This window comes from Paracoccus sp. MKU1, from assembly GCF_001447385.1.
Lineage (GTDB): Bacteria > Pseudomonadota > Alphaproteobacteria > Rhodobacterales > Rhodobacteraceae > Paracoccus.
The window spans coordinates 26,916-41,567 of record NZ_LLWQ01000187.1 but is presented as its reverse complement, the minus strand read 5'-3'; the positions used below and the strand labels follow the sequence as shown (position 1 = coordinate 41,567).

Genomic DNA, 14,652 nt, shown 5'->3' with positions numbered 1-14,652 from the left:
GTATTCCTTCGGCGCGTCACACCACCGCAAGCCATTGCGATTGACGAAGATTATCCCGCTCAGCACATGCCGGGCATCCACGCGCGGCTTGCCCATCCTCAGGAAAACAGTCCCCCGGACTGTTTTCTGATCTTCGGATACTCTTGGGAAAGAAGGGCCGTAGCCGCTCCATATGCGCCTCGCTCAGCCAGAAAAGATTGCTCATCGATCAGCTCTCCTTGCGGAGCCTGAAGCACGCCAAAGGCCTGAAAGCAATGGGTCTGGAGCCTAGGCAGGGCGCGGGTGTGCTGATCTTCGAATTGGGCGGGACTGAGATACTTAGGCGAGCAGTCTTGCCGCAATCTGGGCCGCGATACATGGCGCGAACAGCTCCTGCTTGCCGAAAATGTCAGGTTCACAACCGTAAAGTGATCGATCAGACAGGCGTGGTCGGTAGGCGGTAGCTTGTTGTGGTGGTAAGCGGTGCCGGTTTTGCTCCGACAGGACCGGGCGAGCGCGTGGTGGCGTTCGCCCGGTCGTCCGCTTCAGAGCACCGCGCCAGGCGCGATCCCCATCAGCCGCGACGCAATTGCTCGAGCAGCGCCGCCGAGGGCTCGCCGGTCACGGGCAGCCCGCGCGAGGCTTGATAGGCCCTGATGGCACTGATCGTGTTCGAGCCGACATTGCCATCGACGCCCTGGGTGTCGAAGCCGCGCGCGGTCAGCAGGCGCTGCATCTCCTTTCGCTGTTCGATGCGCAGGCCGGGATGGTCGGCCGGCCAAGGATTGGCGAGGCCCGGATAGCCCTTCAACCGATCCGCCAGATGCGAGACCGCCAGCGCATAGCTGTCGGCATTGTTGTAGCGCAGGATGGCGTGGAAGTTGCGGGTGATCAGGAAGGCCGCGCCCGAGGAACCGCCGGGCAGGATCAGCTCGGTCGAGGTGCCGGCGGGCGGCAGGGGCCGCTGGTTGGCCTGGCGCACGCCCAGCGACTGCCATTCCGCGACGCTGCGCCGCTTGCCCTTGCCGGCCAGCGCGGTGTTGAAGCCGGGCGGCAGCGTGACCTCGACCGCCGCCGGCAGGCCGCGCTGCCAGCCCGATTTCGCCAGGTAGTTCGCCGCCGAGGCCAGCGCGTCGGAGGGATCGTTCGACCAGATGTCTCGTCGGCCGTCGCCGGTGAAATCGACCGCGAAGCTGAGATAGGTGGTCGGAATGAACTGGGTGTGGCCCATGGCGCCGGCCCAGCTGCCGGTCATGTGGCCCGGATCGATGTCGCCGGCTTGCAGGATGCGCAGCGCCGCCATCAACTGGCTGCGGAAGAACTCGCCCCGGTAGCCCTCGTAGCTGAGCGTGGCCAGGCTTTCGATCAGCGGCAGGTCGCCGCGCCGCTCGCCATAGGTCGATTCCATGCCCCAGACGGCGGCGACGACTTCCTTGTCCACGCCATAGGTCGCCTCGATGCGGCTCAGCACGCCGCCATATTGCGCCAGCGCCGCCCGGCCGTTGGTCTGGCGCTTTTCCGAGACCGCGTTCTCCAGATATTCCCAGACGGACTTCTTGAACTCGGCCTGGCTTTGCGAGCGGCGGATGACCTCGGGATTATAGATCACGTCGCGGAAGGCGAAATCCAGCGTGCTGTCGCTGATCCCCTGCCCGCGGGCGCTGGCCTTGAAGCCCTGGACCCAGCTGTTCAGCCCGGCCACCTTGGCAGGGGGTGGGTTCTGGTTGCGGCCCCATTTGATCTCCTGGCTCTGCTGCGGCACCCCGGTGCCGGGATAATTGCCGGCGCAGCCGCCAAGCAGCAGGGCCATGGCCGTGAGCGTCGCTGAAACTCGCAATGAAAACCGCATTCCTGTCCCCTCGGTCGAGCGTTTTGGCCCAGCCTAGCGCCCGATTCCCAGGGCCGGAAGCCGGAATTTCCGGGCCGGCGAGAGGCCGCCTTTGGGGGAAACCCATAAACGACATGAGATAGGCGGGACTGCCGATTGATTTTCAGGTCATTCCGCAAGCGGCGTCCAGATCACCTCGTCGATTCGCGGGGCGCCGGTGGCCAGCATCACCAGCCGGTCGAACCCCAGCGCACAGCCCGAGGCCGGCGGCATGAACGCCAGAGCGGCCAGGAAATCCTCGTCCAGCGGGTAACGCTCGCCATAGATTCGGGCCTTCTCTTCCATCTCCAGCTCGAAGCGGCGGCGCTGCTCGACCGGGTCGGTCAGTTCGCCGAAACCGTTGGCCAGCTCGACGCCGCAGGCGTAAAGCTCGAACCGCTCGGCCTCGCGCGGCTCATCCGCGGCTCGGCGGGCCAGCGCGGCCTCGGCGGCGGGATAGCGATCGAGGATCAGCGGCCGGCCATGGCCCAGATGCGGCTCGACCTTTTCAACCAGCACGCGCGACAGGATGTCGGACCAGCCGTCGTCGGGGGCTAGCCGGACCCCCTGTCCCTCGGCTTGGGCGCGCAAGGCGGCCGCATCGGTCTCGGCCCCGTCGCAGGTCGCCAGCAGATCGATGCCGGCAAATTCGCGGAACGCCTCGGCCATGCTCATCACCTCGGGCGCGGCATAGGGGTCGCATTCGGCGCCGCGAAAGCGCAGAACCTCGGCGCCGGCGGCCTCGGCAGCATGCCTTAGATATTGACCGCAATCATCGAAAAGAACACGATAATCATCGCCAGCGCGATACCATTCCAGCATGCAGAATTCGGGGCTGTGCAGCGCGCCGCGCTCGCGGTTGCGCCAGACATGGCTGAAGGCGAAGATGCGCTCCTCACCCGCCGCCAGCAGCTTCTTCATGGCGAATTCCGGGCTGGTATGCAGATACATCGGCCGCGCCAGCCCGTCATTGCCGATCCGGCTGGTGGCAAAGGCATGCAGATGCGCCTCGTTCCCCGGGCTGACGGCCAGAGCCAGGGGATCGACCTCGATGAAGCCCTGTGCCCCGAGCCAGTCGCGGATCGCGGCCTGGATGCGGCCCCTCGCCAGCAGCAGCGGCCGGCGGCCGGCGTGGCGGTCGCGGTCCCACCAGGGGCTTTCGGAGGCGGATCTCATGCGCGCAACTCCTGCATCTGTGTCGTTTTCCGCTTGCGGCTGGCGCAAGGCTGCGAAAAACGCTATGGGGTGTCATCTTCGCCGGACTTCGTATCCGGCCTTCCGGAAATTGAAAAGCAGGCAAGGGAAACCGCCTTGAAAGTCATCGCCTCCAGCCTTCGCAAAGGCAATGTCGTCGAGATCGACGGCAAGCTCCATGTCGTCCTGACGGCGACCAACTTCCACCCGGGCAAGGGCACGCCGACGACGCAGGTCGATCTGCGCCGCATCTCGGACGGCAACAAGGTCTCGGAACGCTGGAAGACCACCGAACAGGTCGAGCGTGCCCATGTGGACGAACGCGCCTATAACTTCCTCTACGAGGACGGCGAAGGCTTCCACTTCATGGAGCCGGAAAGCTATGAGCAGGTCGTGGTCTCGCCCGACGTGGTCGGCGACGACAAGGTCTTCCTCGAGGACGGCATCAGCGTTTTCCTGCAAGTCCATAACGGCGTCGCCATCGCCATCGAACTGCCGCAGAAGGTGACGGTCGAGGTGGTCGAGACCGAGCCGGTGGTCAAGGGCCAGACCGCCTCGTCGAGCTACAAGCCGGCGATGGCGCATAACGGCGTGCGCATCATGGTGCCGCCGCATATCGGCGTCGGTACCAAGGTCATCATCAACACCGCCGACCTGACCTATGTCGAGCGCGCCAAGGGCTGATTGCTGAAGCTCTCGGGCATGGGCGTCCTCGCGCCCTGCCCTTGTCTCGTCATGCGGCACGATCCGCGGAACGGCGGAATCGTGCGGATCAGTCCGCGGTCGCGGCTCCGATGGTCCCGCCCACCACGGCACCCGCCGGACCGGCGATCACCGCTCCGCCCAGACCGCCGGTCGCAGCGCGTTCGGTGGGGTTGTCGCCGCAACCGGCAAGCAGAAGCACCATCGCGGAAACGGTTGTCGCAATCAGGCTACGCATCTCGTATGTCCTCCTTTGAAGCGGCAAGACGCCGCTCATATTGGACAAGACGCGCGGGCCCGCCCTCCGGTTCCGCGCGCCGCCCTTGAGGATCGTGGACGAAGGGCCGCCTGGCGGCAGCCGTCAGGGAAAGATCGGCGCCAGCATCAGCCCTTCGGTTTCCGGCAGGCCCAGCATCAGGTTGGCGTTCTGCACCGCCTGCCCCGAGGAGCCCTTGCACAGGTTGTCCAGCGTCGAGACGACCAGCGCGCGCCCCGAGATCCGGTCGCCGGTCACGCCGATATGGCAGAAGTTCGAGCCCTGCACATGCGCCATCGCCGGCAATTGGCCATAGGGCAGCACCACGATGAAGGGCTCGTCGGCATAGGCTTCAGCCAGGGCGGCATGCACCGCCTGCGGCTCGCCCTTGAGATAGCAGGACGCCAGGATGCCGCGATTCACCGGCACCAGATGCGGAGTGAACTGGATGCGCACCTCGCGCCCGGCCAGCGTCGAGAATTCCTGGTCGAACTCGCCCAGGTGGCGGTGCTTGCCGCCCTGGGAATAGCCCGCCACATCCTCGGACCGCTCGGCGAACAGCATGTTCTCCTTGATCGAGCGCCCTGCCCCGGACACACCGTTCTTGAGGTCGCAGATGATGTCGTCGAGGTCGATCAGCTCTGATCCGATCAGCGGCCGCAGCGCGAATTGCACGGTGGCGGCGTTGCAGCCGGTGCCGGCGACCAGCCGCGCCTCGCGGATCTGGTCGCGGTAGAATTCGGTCAGGCCATAGACCGCCTGGGGCTGGATCTCGGGCGCGGCATGGTCGAGCCCATACCATTTCTTGTAATCCGCCGGATCGCGCAGCCGAAAATCCGCGCCCAGATCGACGATCTTCACATCGCGCGGCAATTGCCCGACCAGCGGCTGGCTGAGGCCATGCGGCAGCGCGCAGAACACCAGGTCGATGGCGCCGAAGTCGATCTCCTCCATCCTGACCAGGGCCGGCAGCTTCAGGTGTCGCAGATGCGGGAAGACCTCGTCATAGCCCTGCCCCGCCTTGCGGTCGGCGGAAAGCGCGGCGATCTCGATCCGGGGATGGGTGGCCAGGATGCGGACCAGTTCCGCACCCGTGTAACCCGAGGCTCCAAGGATGGCAGCGTTCAGCGTCATGTCTCGATCCCGAGGAACTGGCCGCATCGGCGCGGCGCTGGTTGGTCGACCCCGTTTCCAGAGCCGAAACCGGCACTAGGCCCCGACCCCCGGCATGTCAAGCCGCCAGCCCCGATGCCGATCGGGGTGGATCGGGCCGGCAGAACCCATGCAGGCGGCCCTGACGCCGGTGGCGCAGTCGCAGGGGTATTTGGACAACGAAGAAGCCGCCGGTCGTGGAGGGGATGCAGCCATGGCCTTGCCGGCGGGGGCAGCCTTGGGGGAGGTGTTTTTATTAATTCATTGCATTTTATATGTAAAATTCGATCTCTGCCGACCGTCGTCGCCGGGCGGCTTCTTTTCATGCGCGAGAATGCTGCATCTGCATCATTTTATTGCGAGACATGGCGACGCGAATCCAATATTCGGGCATCGGCCGCCAAGGCCCTGGAAAACGGAGGAAGTGATGAGCGCGACCCCTGATCGCAAGGGCCAGCTTGGCCCCGGTGACATCCGCGCCCGCAAGGGCGGCGAACCCGTGGTCTGCCTGACCGCCTATACCACGCCCATGGCCCGGCTGGTCGATGCGCATTGCGACATCGTGCTGGTTGGCGACAGCCTGGGCATGGTGCTGCACGGCTTGCCCTCGACCCTCGGCGTCACCATGGAAATGATGATCCTGCACGGCAAGGCGGTGGCGCGGGGCTGCGCGCGGGCCTGCATGGTGGTGGACATGCCCTTCGGCAGCTATGAGGAGGGGCGCGAGCTGGCGTTCCGCAATGCCGCGCGGCTGATGGCCGAGACCGGCTGCCAGGCGGTCAAGCTGGAAGGCGGGCGCCACATGGCCGAGACCGTGGCCTTCCTGGTCGCGCGCGGCATCCCGGTGATGGGCCATGTCGGGCTGACGCCGCAATCGGTGAACACGCTGGGCGGCTACAAGGTGCAGGGCCGCGGCCAGCACGAGGCCGACCGCATCGCCGGCGATGCCGCGGCCCTGGCCGATGCCGGCGCCTTTGCCGTGGTGCTGGAAAAGCTGCCCGGGGCGCTGGGACGGCGCATCACGCAAGAGATCGCGGTGCCGACCATCGGCATCGGCGCCGGGCTCGATTGCGACGGGCAGGTGCTGGTGGTCGACGACATGCTGGGGCTGTTCTCGGAGTTTCAGCCGAAATTCGTCAAACGCTACGCCGAGCTGGGACAGGATGCCGATGCCGCCATCGCGGCCTATGCCGCCGAAGTGCGCGCCCGCCGCTTCCCCGGTCCCGAACACGCCTTTGGCGAGGGCAAGCCTGCATGAGCACGCCGATCGTCCGGCCGCTGGCCGAGCTGCGCGCGCGGGTGCGCGACTGGAAATCGCGGGGCGAAACCATCGGCGTGGTGCCGACCATGGGCGCGCTGCACGAGGGGCATCTGAGCCTGGTCCGCGCGGCGCGCGCCAGCTGCGACCGGGTGATCGTGACCCTGTTCGTCAACCCTCGCCAGTTCAACAATGCCGAGGATTTCGCCCGCTACCCCCGCACCGAACATGCCGATGCGGCGCTGCTGGGCCCCTTGGGGGTCGATGCGCTGTTCGTGCCCGATGGCGACGAGGTCTATCCGCCGGACCATGCCACGGTGATCTCGGTCTCGGGCGTGACTGCCCCGCTGGAAGGGGCGCATCGGCCGGGCCATTTCGACGGCGTGGCCACGGTGGTGACGCTGCTGTTCAACATGACCCAGGCCGACCGGGCGTTTTTCGGCGAGAAGGACTGGCAGCAGCTGCAACTGGTCCGCCGGCTGGCGCAGGACCTGAAACTGCCGATCGAGATCGTGCCCTGTCCCTGCGTGCGGGCCGGGGATGGGCTGGCGTTGTCCTCCCGCAACCAGCGGCTGACGGCCGAGGGCCGCGCTCGCGCCGCTGCCCTGCCGCGGGCGCTGTTCGAGACTGTGCGCCGGATCGAGGCGGGCGAACCGGCTGCCGCTGTACTGGCAGCGGCGCAGGCGGGGCTGGAGGCGGCGGGCGTGGGGCCGGTCGAATATCTGGAGCTGCGTGACGGCGAGACGCTGGGCGAGACCCAGCCGGGCCGGCCGGCGCGGCTGCTGGTCGCCGCCTGGCTGGACGGGGTGCGGCTGATCGACAACGTGGCAGTCACGCTGCCCTGAACGCATCCATCGGGCAAGGTCGGCGCCGGGTGCGCGCTTGCCTCATGAGTATTTGGGAAACGGTGAAAGCGCTGCGCTTTGGGAGTCGGGCGGTGCCGCGTCGAGATGCAGCTCGACCAGGAAGCCGGGCTGCGCGTTCGCGAGTCGCAATTCGCCCTGCACCGCATCGGCGATGTCGGTGACCACGGCCAGGCCGATGCCCTGTCCTTCGCCGTTGGGGTCGAGGCTCAGCCCGCGCCGGGTCAGCCGTTCCAGATCCGCCTCGGGCACGCCCGGACCATCGTCAGCGATGGCGATGACGATGCGGCGGGCTTGGCGGCGGGCCGAGATGCGGACGGTTTCATGGGCATGGCGCATGGCGTTTTCCAGGAGCGCCCCAAGCGCCTCGGTCAGATCATCGGGGTCGATGCGGGCGCCAAGGCCCTGGGGTATCGAAAGCTGCCAGTCGATGCTGGCGCCCCGCGGCGTGCGGCGCAGCACGCCGACCAGCTTGGCCGCGATCGGGCCGGGTTCGGCAGCCGGGGCGTTGCGACCCGACTGGATGCGGGCTCGGGCCAGTTCCCGATCGACGTGGCGGCGCATCTGATTGGCGACGGTTTCGATGCTGCCGGCGATCTCGGCCTCGCCCTTATCGCGCAGTTGCGCGGCGTCGCCCAGCAGCGCCTGGAGCGGCGTCTTGAACCCATGCGCCAGATTGGCGGCGCGGTGGCGGGCGCGGGCCAGTTCGCCGTCGCGCGCGTCCAGCAGCTTGTCGATCTCGGTCGCCAGCGGGATCACCTCGGTCGGCAGGTCCCGGCCGATGCGCGGTCGCGCGCCCGATGCCAGCGCCGCCACCCTTGCGCCGACCTGCCGCAGCGGGCGCAGCCCGACGGTGATCTGCACCCAGCTGGCCAGCAGCAGGGCCGCGCCCAGCAGGCCGAGATAGGGCAGGAGATCGCCCAGGAAACCGCGCCGGGCCAGCGCCAGTTCATCGCGATCCGAGGCGACGATGATGCGCAGCGGCACCGCTTCCGAGCCCCGGCCCACCATCAGGCTTTGCTCGACCGCGAGCAGCGGCTCGCCCTGCGGGCCGGGCAGCGCCCGCACCGCGCTCTGGCCCGGCGCCGGTGCCGGCTGGTCGCGTGGCAGGGTATAGTCCCAGAGCGAGCGCGAGCGGCGCAGTTCCTCGCCCAGCTCGACTTGCCAGTAGTGACCCGAGAAAGGCTGGTCGTAGAGCGGATCGTCGGGGGGCGCACGCAGGCGGGTGCCGGCCGGCTGCACCATGGCGGCCAGCGCCAGCGCGCGGTCCTGGAGGTCGGCGACCGCGACACGCTCGACATGGCGTTCGAACAGCACGGCCAGCCCCATGCCCGACAAGGCCAGCGCCAGCGCGAGGGCCAGCGCCCCGGCCAGCACCAGCCGCCAGCGGATCGAGCGGATCACGCTCCACCCTGCGCTTGGCCACCCTGCGCTTGGCCAGTCCGTGCCTCGTCCTCGAGGTGATAGCCGAAGCCGCGCCGGGTGCCGATCACCCCCGGTCCCAGCTTCCGGCGCAGCCGGGTGACGATGGCCTCGACGGCGTTCAGCTCGCGCGAATCGTCGTCGCCATAGAGATGCTCCAGCAATTCGGTCGGGGGCACGGTGCGGTCGCGGTTCAGCGCCAGATAGGCGACCAGCCGGAACTCCAGCGGCGTGACCGGGACCGGGATGCCGTCGATGGCGGCGGTCATGCGGTTCAGGTCCACCGTCAGCCGCCCGACCTGCTGGGTCGCATTGCCCCGGCCGCCGGCGCGGCGCACCAGGGCGCGGGCACGGGCGATCAGCTCCTCCATGCGGAAGGGCTTGGGCAGGTAGTCGTCGGCGCCGGCATCGATGCCCTCGACCCGTTCGGTCCAGGCGCCGCGCGCGGTCAGGATCAGCACCGGGCTTTCACGACCCTCGGCCCGCCAGCGTTTCAGCACCGACAGCCCGTCCAGCCGCGGCAGGTTCAGGTCCAGCACGATCAGGTCATAGTCTTCGGTGCCGCCGCGGAACCAGGCGGCCTCGCCATCGGCGACCGTCTCGACCAGGAAGCCCGCCGCCCTGAGCGCCCGTTCCAGATCGGCGGCGATCCGGGGCTCATCCTCGACGATCAAGGCGCGCATCAGTCCTCGTCCTCCTCGTCCAGGGTAAGGATTCTTCCGGAGGCGGCGTCGATCTCGACCTCGATCAGCCGGCCGTCCTCGGTCACCAGTTCGACCTCATAAAGCGTCATGCCGTCCTCCTCGTCCAGATCGACCTCGATGACCCGGCCGGGCTGGGTCTCGTGCAGCTTGGCCAGCACCTCGGCAAGCGGCAGGATCTTGCCCTGTTCGACGGCATCGCGGGCATATTCGAAATCCGGCGCATCGGCGCCCTGCCCCACGGCAAGCAGCGGCGGCAGCGACAAAAGCACGGCAAGGACGGCAAGCGATCTCATGGCTTCCTTCATAGCGGCAAGGCACTGACAGGCGGCTGACAAAGACCGGCGGCGGGCCGCGCGCCGGCCGCCGCGTGCCGAAACGGCAACAGGACCGGATCGGCGGTTTTCCGCCGCAGGATGGGCTTTCTGACAGATCCCTGACAGGTCGGGTCAGAAGGCTGTCAGCCAGCCTGTGGCATGTCCCGGCCATAGTTTCGCGGCCGGGCGACCCCCGCCACAACACAGGAAAGGACCACGGACATGGTGCGCAAGATCGGGACGAATTTCGCGGACACGTTGAACGGAACGAAATTCAACGACTGGCTCTCGGGCCTTGGCGGCCCTGATCGGCTGTTCGGCCTTGGCGGCAATGACACGCTGCATGGCGGCGACGGCAATGACACGCTGGACGGCGGCGATGGCCATGATGATCTGATGGGCGGCAACGGCAACGATCTGCTGCATGGCGGCGCCGGCAACGACGAATTGGAAGGCGGCGCCGGCAATGACGTTCTGCACGGCGGCAACGGCAATGACGAGTTGGAGGGCGGTGCCGGCGCCGATACGCTTTACGCCGGGGCGGGTCACGACGAGGTCGAGGGCGGCGCCGGCAACGACCTGCTGTTCGGCGGGCTCGGCAATGACGAACTGGACGGCGATTCCGGCAATGACCGGCTGAATGGCGGCGATGGCCGCGACCGGCTGGAGGGCGGACGCGGCAACGACATCCTGACCGGCGGGGCCGGCGCCGATGTCTTCGAATTCGAGCGCGGCGATGGCCGCGACATCGTCACCGATTTCCAGAACGGCGTGGACCGGCTGGATTTCGACGATTTCAGCCGAGCGCAGGTGCAGGCGGTCATCAGCAATGCCCAGCAGGTCGGCGACGACCTCGTGTTGCGGCTGTCGGCCGATACCATCGTCACGATCGAGAACATGCAGAAGGCGCAGCTCGACATGGGCGACTTCACCTTCTGATCCGGCACGCCCTTGCTAGGCAGAATGCCGCCGCAGTTCCCTGCGGCGGCGCTTTCGTCACTTGCAGGCTATGCCGGGGCGCATTTTCCGGCCAATCTGCGGACGGGCAGCCGGTCCGCTTGCGGCCGAACGCCCCCGACGTTTCGCCGCGTTGTCGAAAGCGCGCTGCGGTTGTTCGAAACGGAACGCCAAGCCTGCAAGGAGAGATGCCATGACCACCACCCCCGACCATGTGTTGACGCTGGAGCGCGTGCTGGATGCCCCGGTCGCCAAGCTGTGGCGCTGCTGGACCGAGCCGGAATTGCTGAAGCAATGGTTCTGCCCCAAGCCCTGGTATGTGTCCGAGGCGCGCATGGACCTGCGTCCGGGCGGCGAGTTCTTCTCCGTCATGAACGGCCCCGAGGGCGAGCGGTTCGAGAATATCGGCGTTTTCCTGGAGATCGAACCGCAGCGGCGGCTGGTTTCGACCGATGCCTTTCGCCCGGGCTGGATCCCCTCGGGCCAACCCTTCATGGTCTCGCATGTGCATTTCGAGCCGCAGGGCGAGCGGACGCATTACGTGGCCAAAGCCATGCACTGGAACGAAGACACCCTGAGGCAGCACGAGCAGATGGGTTTTCACGATGGCTGGAACACGGCCGCCGACCAGCTGGAGGCGCTGGCGAGATCGCTGTAATATGGGTCTGTCTTTGTCTATATTTATCAATTTGTTGCGGATAATATCCAACGTCGATTCAAGGATATCTTATCCGTGCCCTTCCGCCTTCAGGCTTGCCCGATCCGGATCTTGCCGCCGCTGATCGCCAGCGGCACTGCGTCCAGACCGCAATCGGCGCCCTGCACGGCCGCGCCGCTGGTGATGTCGAACATCGCGCCATGGGCGCTGCACATCAGCCGCGTCCCATCGGCCGAGACGATCCGGTCGCCGCGATGGTCCAGCGGCAGGTATTGATGCGGGCAGGCATTCACATAGGCCCGGATGCCGTCTGCCAGCCGCACCAGCAGCAGGGGAAAACGACCGTTGCCGCTTTCCACGGTCAGGCAGCGGATGCGGCCGATCTCGGCCTCGTCGCAGATCTCGGTCCCGGCGGGCGGGGCCGAGGCATAGTCGGTCCAGCCCATCCCGTCACTCGGCCGCGTCGATCTTGAGCACGCCGCGGCGAATCTGGTCCTCTTCGATGGATTCGAACAGGGCTCGGAAATTGCCCTCGCCGAAACCGTCGTCGCCCTTGCGCTGGATGAACTCGAAGAAGATCGGCCCGATCACCGTCTTCGAGAAGATCTGGAGCAACACCCGCGTCATGCCGCCGCCGACCACGCCTTCGCCGTCGATCAGGATGCCGTGCTTTTTCATGCGGTCGATGGGTTCCTGGTGGCTCTTAACCCGGCGATGCGACATCTCGTAATAGGTATCGGGCGGGCCCGGCATGAACTCCATGCCGGCCCCGGCGATGCGGTCGGTGGCGGCATAGATGTCCTCGGTGGCGATGGCGATATGCTGGATGCCCTCGCCCTTGTATTCGCGCAGGTATTCCTCGATCTGGCTGTGATCGTCGGTCGATTCGTTGATCGGGATGCGGATCTTGCCATCGGGCGAGGTCAGCGCCCGGCTGACCAGCCCGGTCTGCTTGCCCTTGATGTCGAAATACTTGATCTCGCGGAAATTGAACGTGTCGTGGTAGAACTTGTACCAGGTGTCCATGTTGCCGCGCACCACGTTATGCGTCAGGTGGTCGAGATAGTAGAAGCCGAAGCCCTCGGGGCGCGGGTCGGGCTCGTCCAGCCAGTCGTAATCGGCCGCATAGGCGCTGCCGGCATCGCCGTAGCGGTCGATGAAATACAGCAGCGAGCCGCCGATGCCATAGACCGCCGGTGCGTCGATGGATTTGCCCGCGCCGGTATATTCCTTGGCGCCAAGCTCCAGCGCGCGCTTCAGCGCCACCTGGGCATCGACCACGCGCCAGGCCATGGCCGGGGCGCAAGGGCCGTGCTGGCCTACGAAACCGGCAGCATGGCCATCGGGATCGGCATTCAGCAGATAGTTGATGTCGCCCTGGCGATAGAGCGTGATGTCCTTGCGCTTGTGCTTCGCCACCGGAACGAAACCCATCTGGCGAAAGATGCGGTCCAGGACCTCGGCCTGCGGATGGGCGAATTCGACGAACTCGAACCCGTCGGTGCCGGCGGGGTTGCTGGGGCTGATCGTGGCTTTCGGGGCGTCATGCGGGAAAGGTCCCATGGCGTCTCCTCCTCTGTTCGCGTGTCCTGAAACCATGTTCGCGCGAATGCGGTGCAAGCCGGGCGCAAACTGTGCCATGATCCGAGCGAAAAGGCATGAAACGCGCATGATGGGGCGACCTGATGCAAGAAATTCGCATGGACGGATTCGACATCGCTATTCTCAACGCACTCCAGCGCGACGGGGCGATGACCAATGCCGCGCTGGCGGAGCTGGTGAACCTGTCGGCCTCGCAATGCTCGCGCCGGCGGGCGGCGCTGGAGGAGGCCGGCGTGATCGAAGGCTATGCCGCGCGGCTGAACCCGCAGAAGCTCGGCTTCGGCCTGCGCGCCATCATCCGCGTCAACCTGCGCAGCCATGGCCAGGGCAAGGAGGATGACTTCGCCCGTTTCGTCGCCGCGCATCCGCAGATCCGCTCGGCCTTTTCGGTCTCGGGCGATGCGGATTACATCCTGGACGTACGGGTGCGCGATCTGGAGGCGTTTTCGGATTTCATCCATCGCCACCTGCTGCCGCAACCGCAGGTGGCGCAGGTGCGCTCCGAGATCGTGCTGAGGACGCTCAAGGACGATCGCAGCCTGGCGCTGCCCTGATGCATGCCGGCCTTGCTCTTGCCAAGCGGCGCCAGGGGGTCGATAAACCGGCCTTCCCATTCGCCACGAGAGGCCGCCTTGTCCCAGCGCCCCATCACCACCGTCCCTGCCCTGGTCGAGGCCGGCTTGGTTGATCCCGCCCGGGCCGAGGCGCTGGACGAGGTCGCGGCCGAGTTCCGCATCCGCATCTCGACCACCATGCGCGGGGCCATGCGCACCCCCGGCGACGGCATCGCCGCGCAATTCGTGCCCGATGCGCGCGAATTGCAGATCCGCCCCGAGGAGCTGGCCGACCCGATCAGCGACGCGGCTTTCAGCCCGACGCCCGGGCTGACCCACCGCTATCCCGACCGGGTGATCCTGCACGTCACCAGGACCTGCGAGGTCTATTGCCGCTTCTGCTTTCGCCGCGAGGTGGTGGGCGAGGACGGCAGCCTGCCCGAGCCCGACCTGGCGGCGGCACTGGACTATATCGCCCGCAGCCCGGCGATCCATGAGGTGATCCTGACCGGCGGTGATCCGATGGTGCTGTCGCCGCGCCGCATCACGGCGCTGATGGCGCGGCTGGAAGCGATCCCGCATGTCGACATCGTCCGCTTCCACACCCGCGTGCCGGTGGTGGCCCCGGGCCGCATCGATGCGGAAATGCTGGCGGTGCTGCATCCCCGGCGGCTGGCGGTCTGGGTGGTGATCCACACCAACCACGCGCAGGAACTGACGTCAGAGGCGTGTGCCGCGCTGGCCCGGCTGGCCGAGGCGGGGATTCCGCTCTTGTCCCAGACCGTGCTGCTGAAGGGGGTGAATGCCGATCCCGAGGTGCTGGCCGAGCTGTTCCGGGCGCTGATCCGCAACCGGGTCAAGCCCTATTACCTGCATCATTGCGACCTGGCCCGCGGCACCGGCCATTTCCGCACCAGCATCGCCGAGGGCCAGGCGATCATGGCGGCGCTGCGCGGCCGGCTGTCGGGGACCTGCCTGCCGATCTATGTTCTGGACCTGCCGGGCGGGCATGGCAAGGTGCCGCTGGGGCCGGGCTATGTCGAGACGGTGGCGCCCGGCCACTATCGGATCCGCGACTGGCGCGGGCAGAGGCACGAATACCGCGATCCGGAAGGCTGAGGCCGGGGGCGCTTCGCCCCCCGGACCCCCCGAGGATATTTGGACACGAAA

At 67.0% G+C, this 14,652-nt stretch carries 16 protein-coding genes and 1 pseudogene; 7 read left to right on the top strand and 10 right to left on the bottom strand.

Annotated features, from left to right (window positions below; translation table 11 throughout):
* The 3 genes and pseudogenes from AQY21_RS27945 to epmA form a co-directional block, all read right to left on the bottom strand.
* Positions 1-205 (bottom strand): annotated as a pseudogene (locus tag AQY21_RS27945) (transposase); the annotation flags it as partial.
* Positions 206-553: 348 nt separating this feature from the next.
* Positions 554-1,828, bottom strand: coding sequence for a lytic murein transglycosylase (locus AQY21_RS15515; RefSeq protein WP_058098529.1), 1,275 nt, complete (start codon positions 1,826-1,828; stop codon positions 554-556).
* A 147-nt stretch (positions 1,829-1,975) separates the two neighbouring features.
* On the bottom strand, positions 1,976-3,022 hold the full coding sequence (gene epmA / locus AQY21_RS15510) for an EF-P lysine aminoacylase EpmA (RefSeq protein WP_058098528.1): 1,047 nt from the start codon (positions 3,020-3,022) through the stop codon (positions 1,976-1,978).
* 135 nt (positions 3,023-3,157) lie between these two features.
* Here epmA and efp point away from each other — a divergent pair, with 135 nt between their 5' ends.
* Positions 3,158-3,724, top strand: coding sequence for an elongation factor P (efp, locus tag AQY21_RS15505; protein WP_018001045.1), 567 nt, complete (start codon positions 3,158-3,160; stop codon positions 3,722-3,724).
* A gap of 88 nt (positions 3,725-3,812) precedes the next feature.
* On the opposite strand, the gene AQY21_RS29380 is transcribed toward efp, so the two are convergent.
* Positions 3,813-3,980, bottom strand: coding sequence for a hypothetical protein (locus AQY21_RS29380; protein WP_203416519.1), 168 nt, complete (start codon positions 3,978-3,980; stop codon positions 3,813-3,815).
* Positions 3,981-4,103: 123 nt separating this feature from the next.
* Positions 4,104-5,132, bottom strand: a complete 1,029-nt coding sequence (gene argC, locus AQY21_RS15500; RefSeq protein ID WP_058098527.1) for an N-acetyl-gamma-glutamyl-phosphate reductase — start codon at positions 5,130-5,132, stop codon at positions 4,104-4,106.
* A 445-nt stretch (positions 5,133-5,577) separates the two neighbouring features.
* Between argC and panB the strand changes: the two genes are divergently transcribed.
* Entirely contained in the window at positions 5,578-6,408 is an 831-nt protein-coding gene (gene panB, locus AQY21_RS15495) for a 3-methyl-2-oxobutanoate hydroxymethyltransferase (protein ID WP_058098526.1), read from the top strand.
* Positions 6,405-7,253 carry a pantoate--beta-alanine ligase gene (panC, locus tag AQY21_RS15490; RefSeq protein ID WP_058098525.1) on the top strand — a complete coding sequence of 283 codons (849 nt, stop codon included), beginning with the start codon at positions 6,405-6,407 and terminating at the stop codon, positions 7,251-7,253. The genes panB and panC overlap by 4 nt, the downstream gene beginning before the upstream one ends.
* A gap of 42 nt (positions 7,254-7,295) precedes the next feature.
* Here the strand turns inward: panC and AQY21_RS15485 are convergent, their stop codons facing one another.
* Genes AQY21_RS15485 through AQY21_RS15475 form a run of 3 tightly spaced genes read right to left on the bottom strand, consistent with a single transcriptional unit; the run spans position 7,296 to position 9,690 of the window.
* Complete coding sequence (locus tag AQY21_RS15485) at positions 7,296-8,675, bottom strand: HAMP domain-containing sensor histidine kinase (RefSeq protein WP_058098524.1); 1,380 nt, start codon at positions 8,673-8,675, stop codon at positions 7,296-7,298.
* A complete protein-coding gene (locus tag AQY21_RS15480; protein WP_058098523.1) occupies positions 8,672-9,376 on the bottom strand; it encodes a response regulator transcription factor in 705 nt (234 codons plus the stop codon). Before AQY21_RS15480 ends, AQY21_RS15485 begins: the two co-directional genes overlap by 4 nt.
* Positions 9,376-9,690: a PepSY domain-containing protein gene (locus AQY21_RS15475; protein WP_058098522.1), complete on the bottom strand. Its 315-nt coding sequence runs from the start codon at positions 9,688-9,690 to the stop codon at positions 9,376-9,378. The genes AQY21_RS15480 and AQY21_RS15475 overlap by 1 nt, the downstream gene beginning before the upstream one ends.
* A 243-nt stretch (positions 9,691-9,933) precedes the next feature.
* Between AQY21_RS15475 and AQY21_RS15470 the strand changes: the two genes are divergently transcribed.
* The gene (locus tag AQY21_RS15470) at positions 9,934-10,650 is read left to right on the top strand and encodes a calcium-binding protein (RefSeq protein ID WP_082658129.1); all 717 of its coding nucleotides are present in this window, start codon (positions 9,934-9,936) and stop codon (positions 10,648-10,650) included.
* A gap of 211 nt (positions 10,651-10,861) precedes the next feature.
* On the top strand, positions 10,862-11,326 hold the full coding sequence (locus AQY21_RS15465) for an SRPBCC family protein (RefSeq protein ID WP_058098521.1): 465 nt from the start codon (positions 10,862-10,864) through the stop codon (positions 11,324-11,326).
* An 89-nt stretch (positions 11,327-11,415) separates the two neighbouring features.
* Here the strand turns inward: AQY21_RS15465 and AQY21_RS15460 are convergent, their stop codons facing one another.
* Together AQY21_RS15460 and hppD are read right to left on the bottom strand one after the other, a co-directional pair.
* Positions 11,416-11,772 (bottom strand): Rieske 2Fe-2S domain-containing protein, encoded by a 357-nt coding sequence (locus AQY21_RS15460; protein ID WP_058098520.1) that lies wholly within the window; start codon positions 11,770-11,772, stop codon positions 11,416-11,418.
* Positions 11,773-11,776: 4 nt separating this feature from the next.
* Complete coding sequence (gene hppD / locus AQY21_RS15455; RefSeq protein ID WP_058098519.1) at positions 11,777-12,889, bottom strand: 4-hydroxyphenylpyruvate dioxygenase; 1,113 nt, start codon at positions 12,887-12,889, stop codon at positions 11,777-11,779.
* Positions 12,890-13,026: 137 nt separating this feature from the next.
* Between hppD and AQY21_RS15450 the strand changes: the two genes are divergently transcribed.
* Together AQY21_RS15450 and AQY21_RS15445 are read left to right on the top strand one after the other, a co-directional pair.
* On the top strand, positions 13,027-13,482 hold the full coding sequence (locus tag AQY21_RS15450; protein ID WP_238986800.1) for an Lrp/AsnC family transcriptional regulator: 456 nt from the start codon (positions 13,027-13,029) through the stop codon (positions 13,480-13,482).
* A gap of 78 nt (positions 13,483-13,560) precedes the next feature.
* Entirely contained in the window at positions 13,561-14,601 is a 1,041-nt protein-coding gene (locus AQY21_RS15445) for a lysine-2,3-aminomutase-like protein (RefSeq protein ID WP_058098517.1), read from the top strand.
* Positions 14,602-14,652 lie beyond the last annotated feature (51 nt).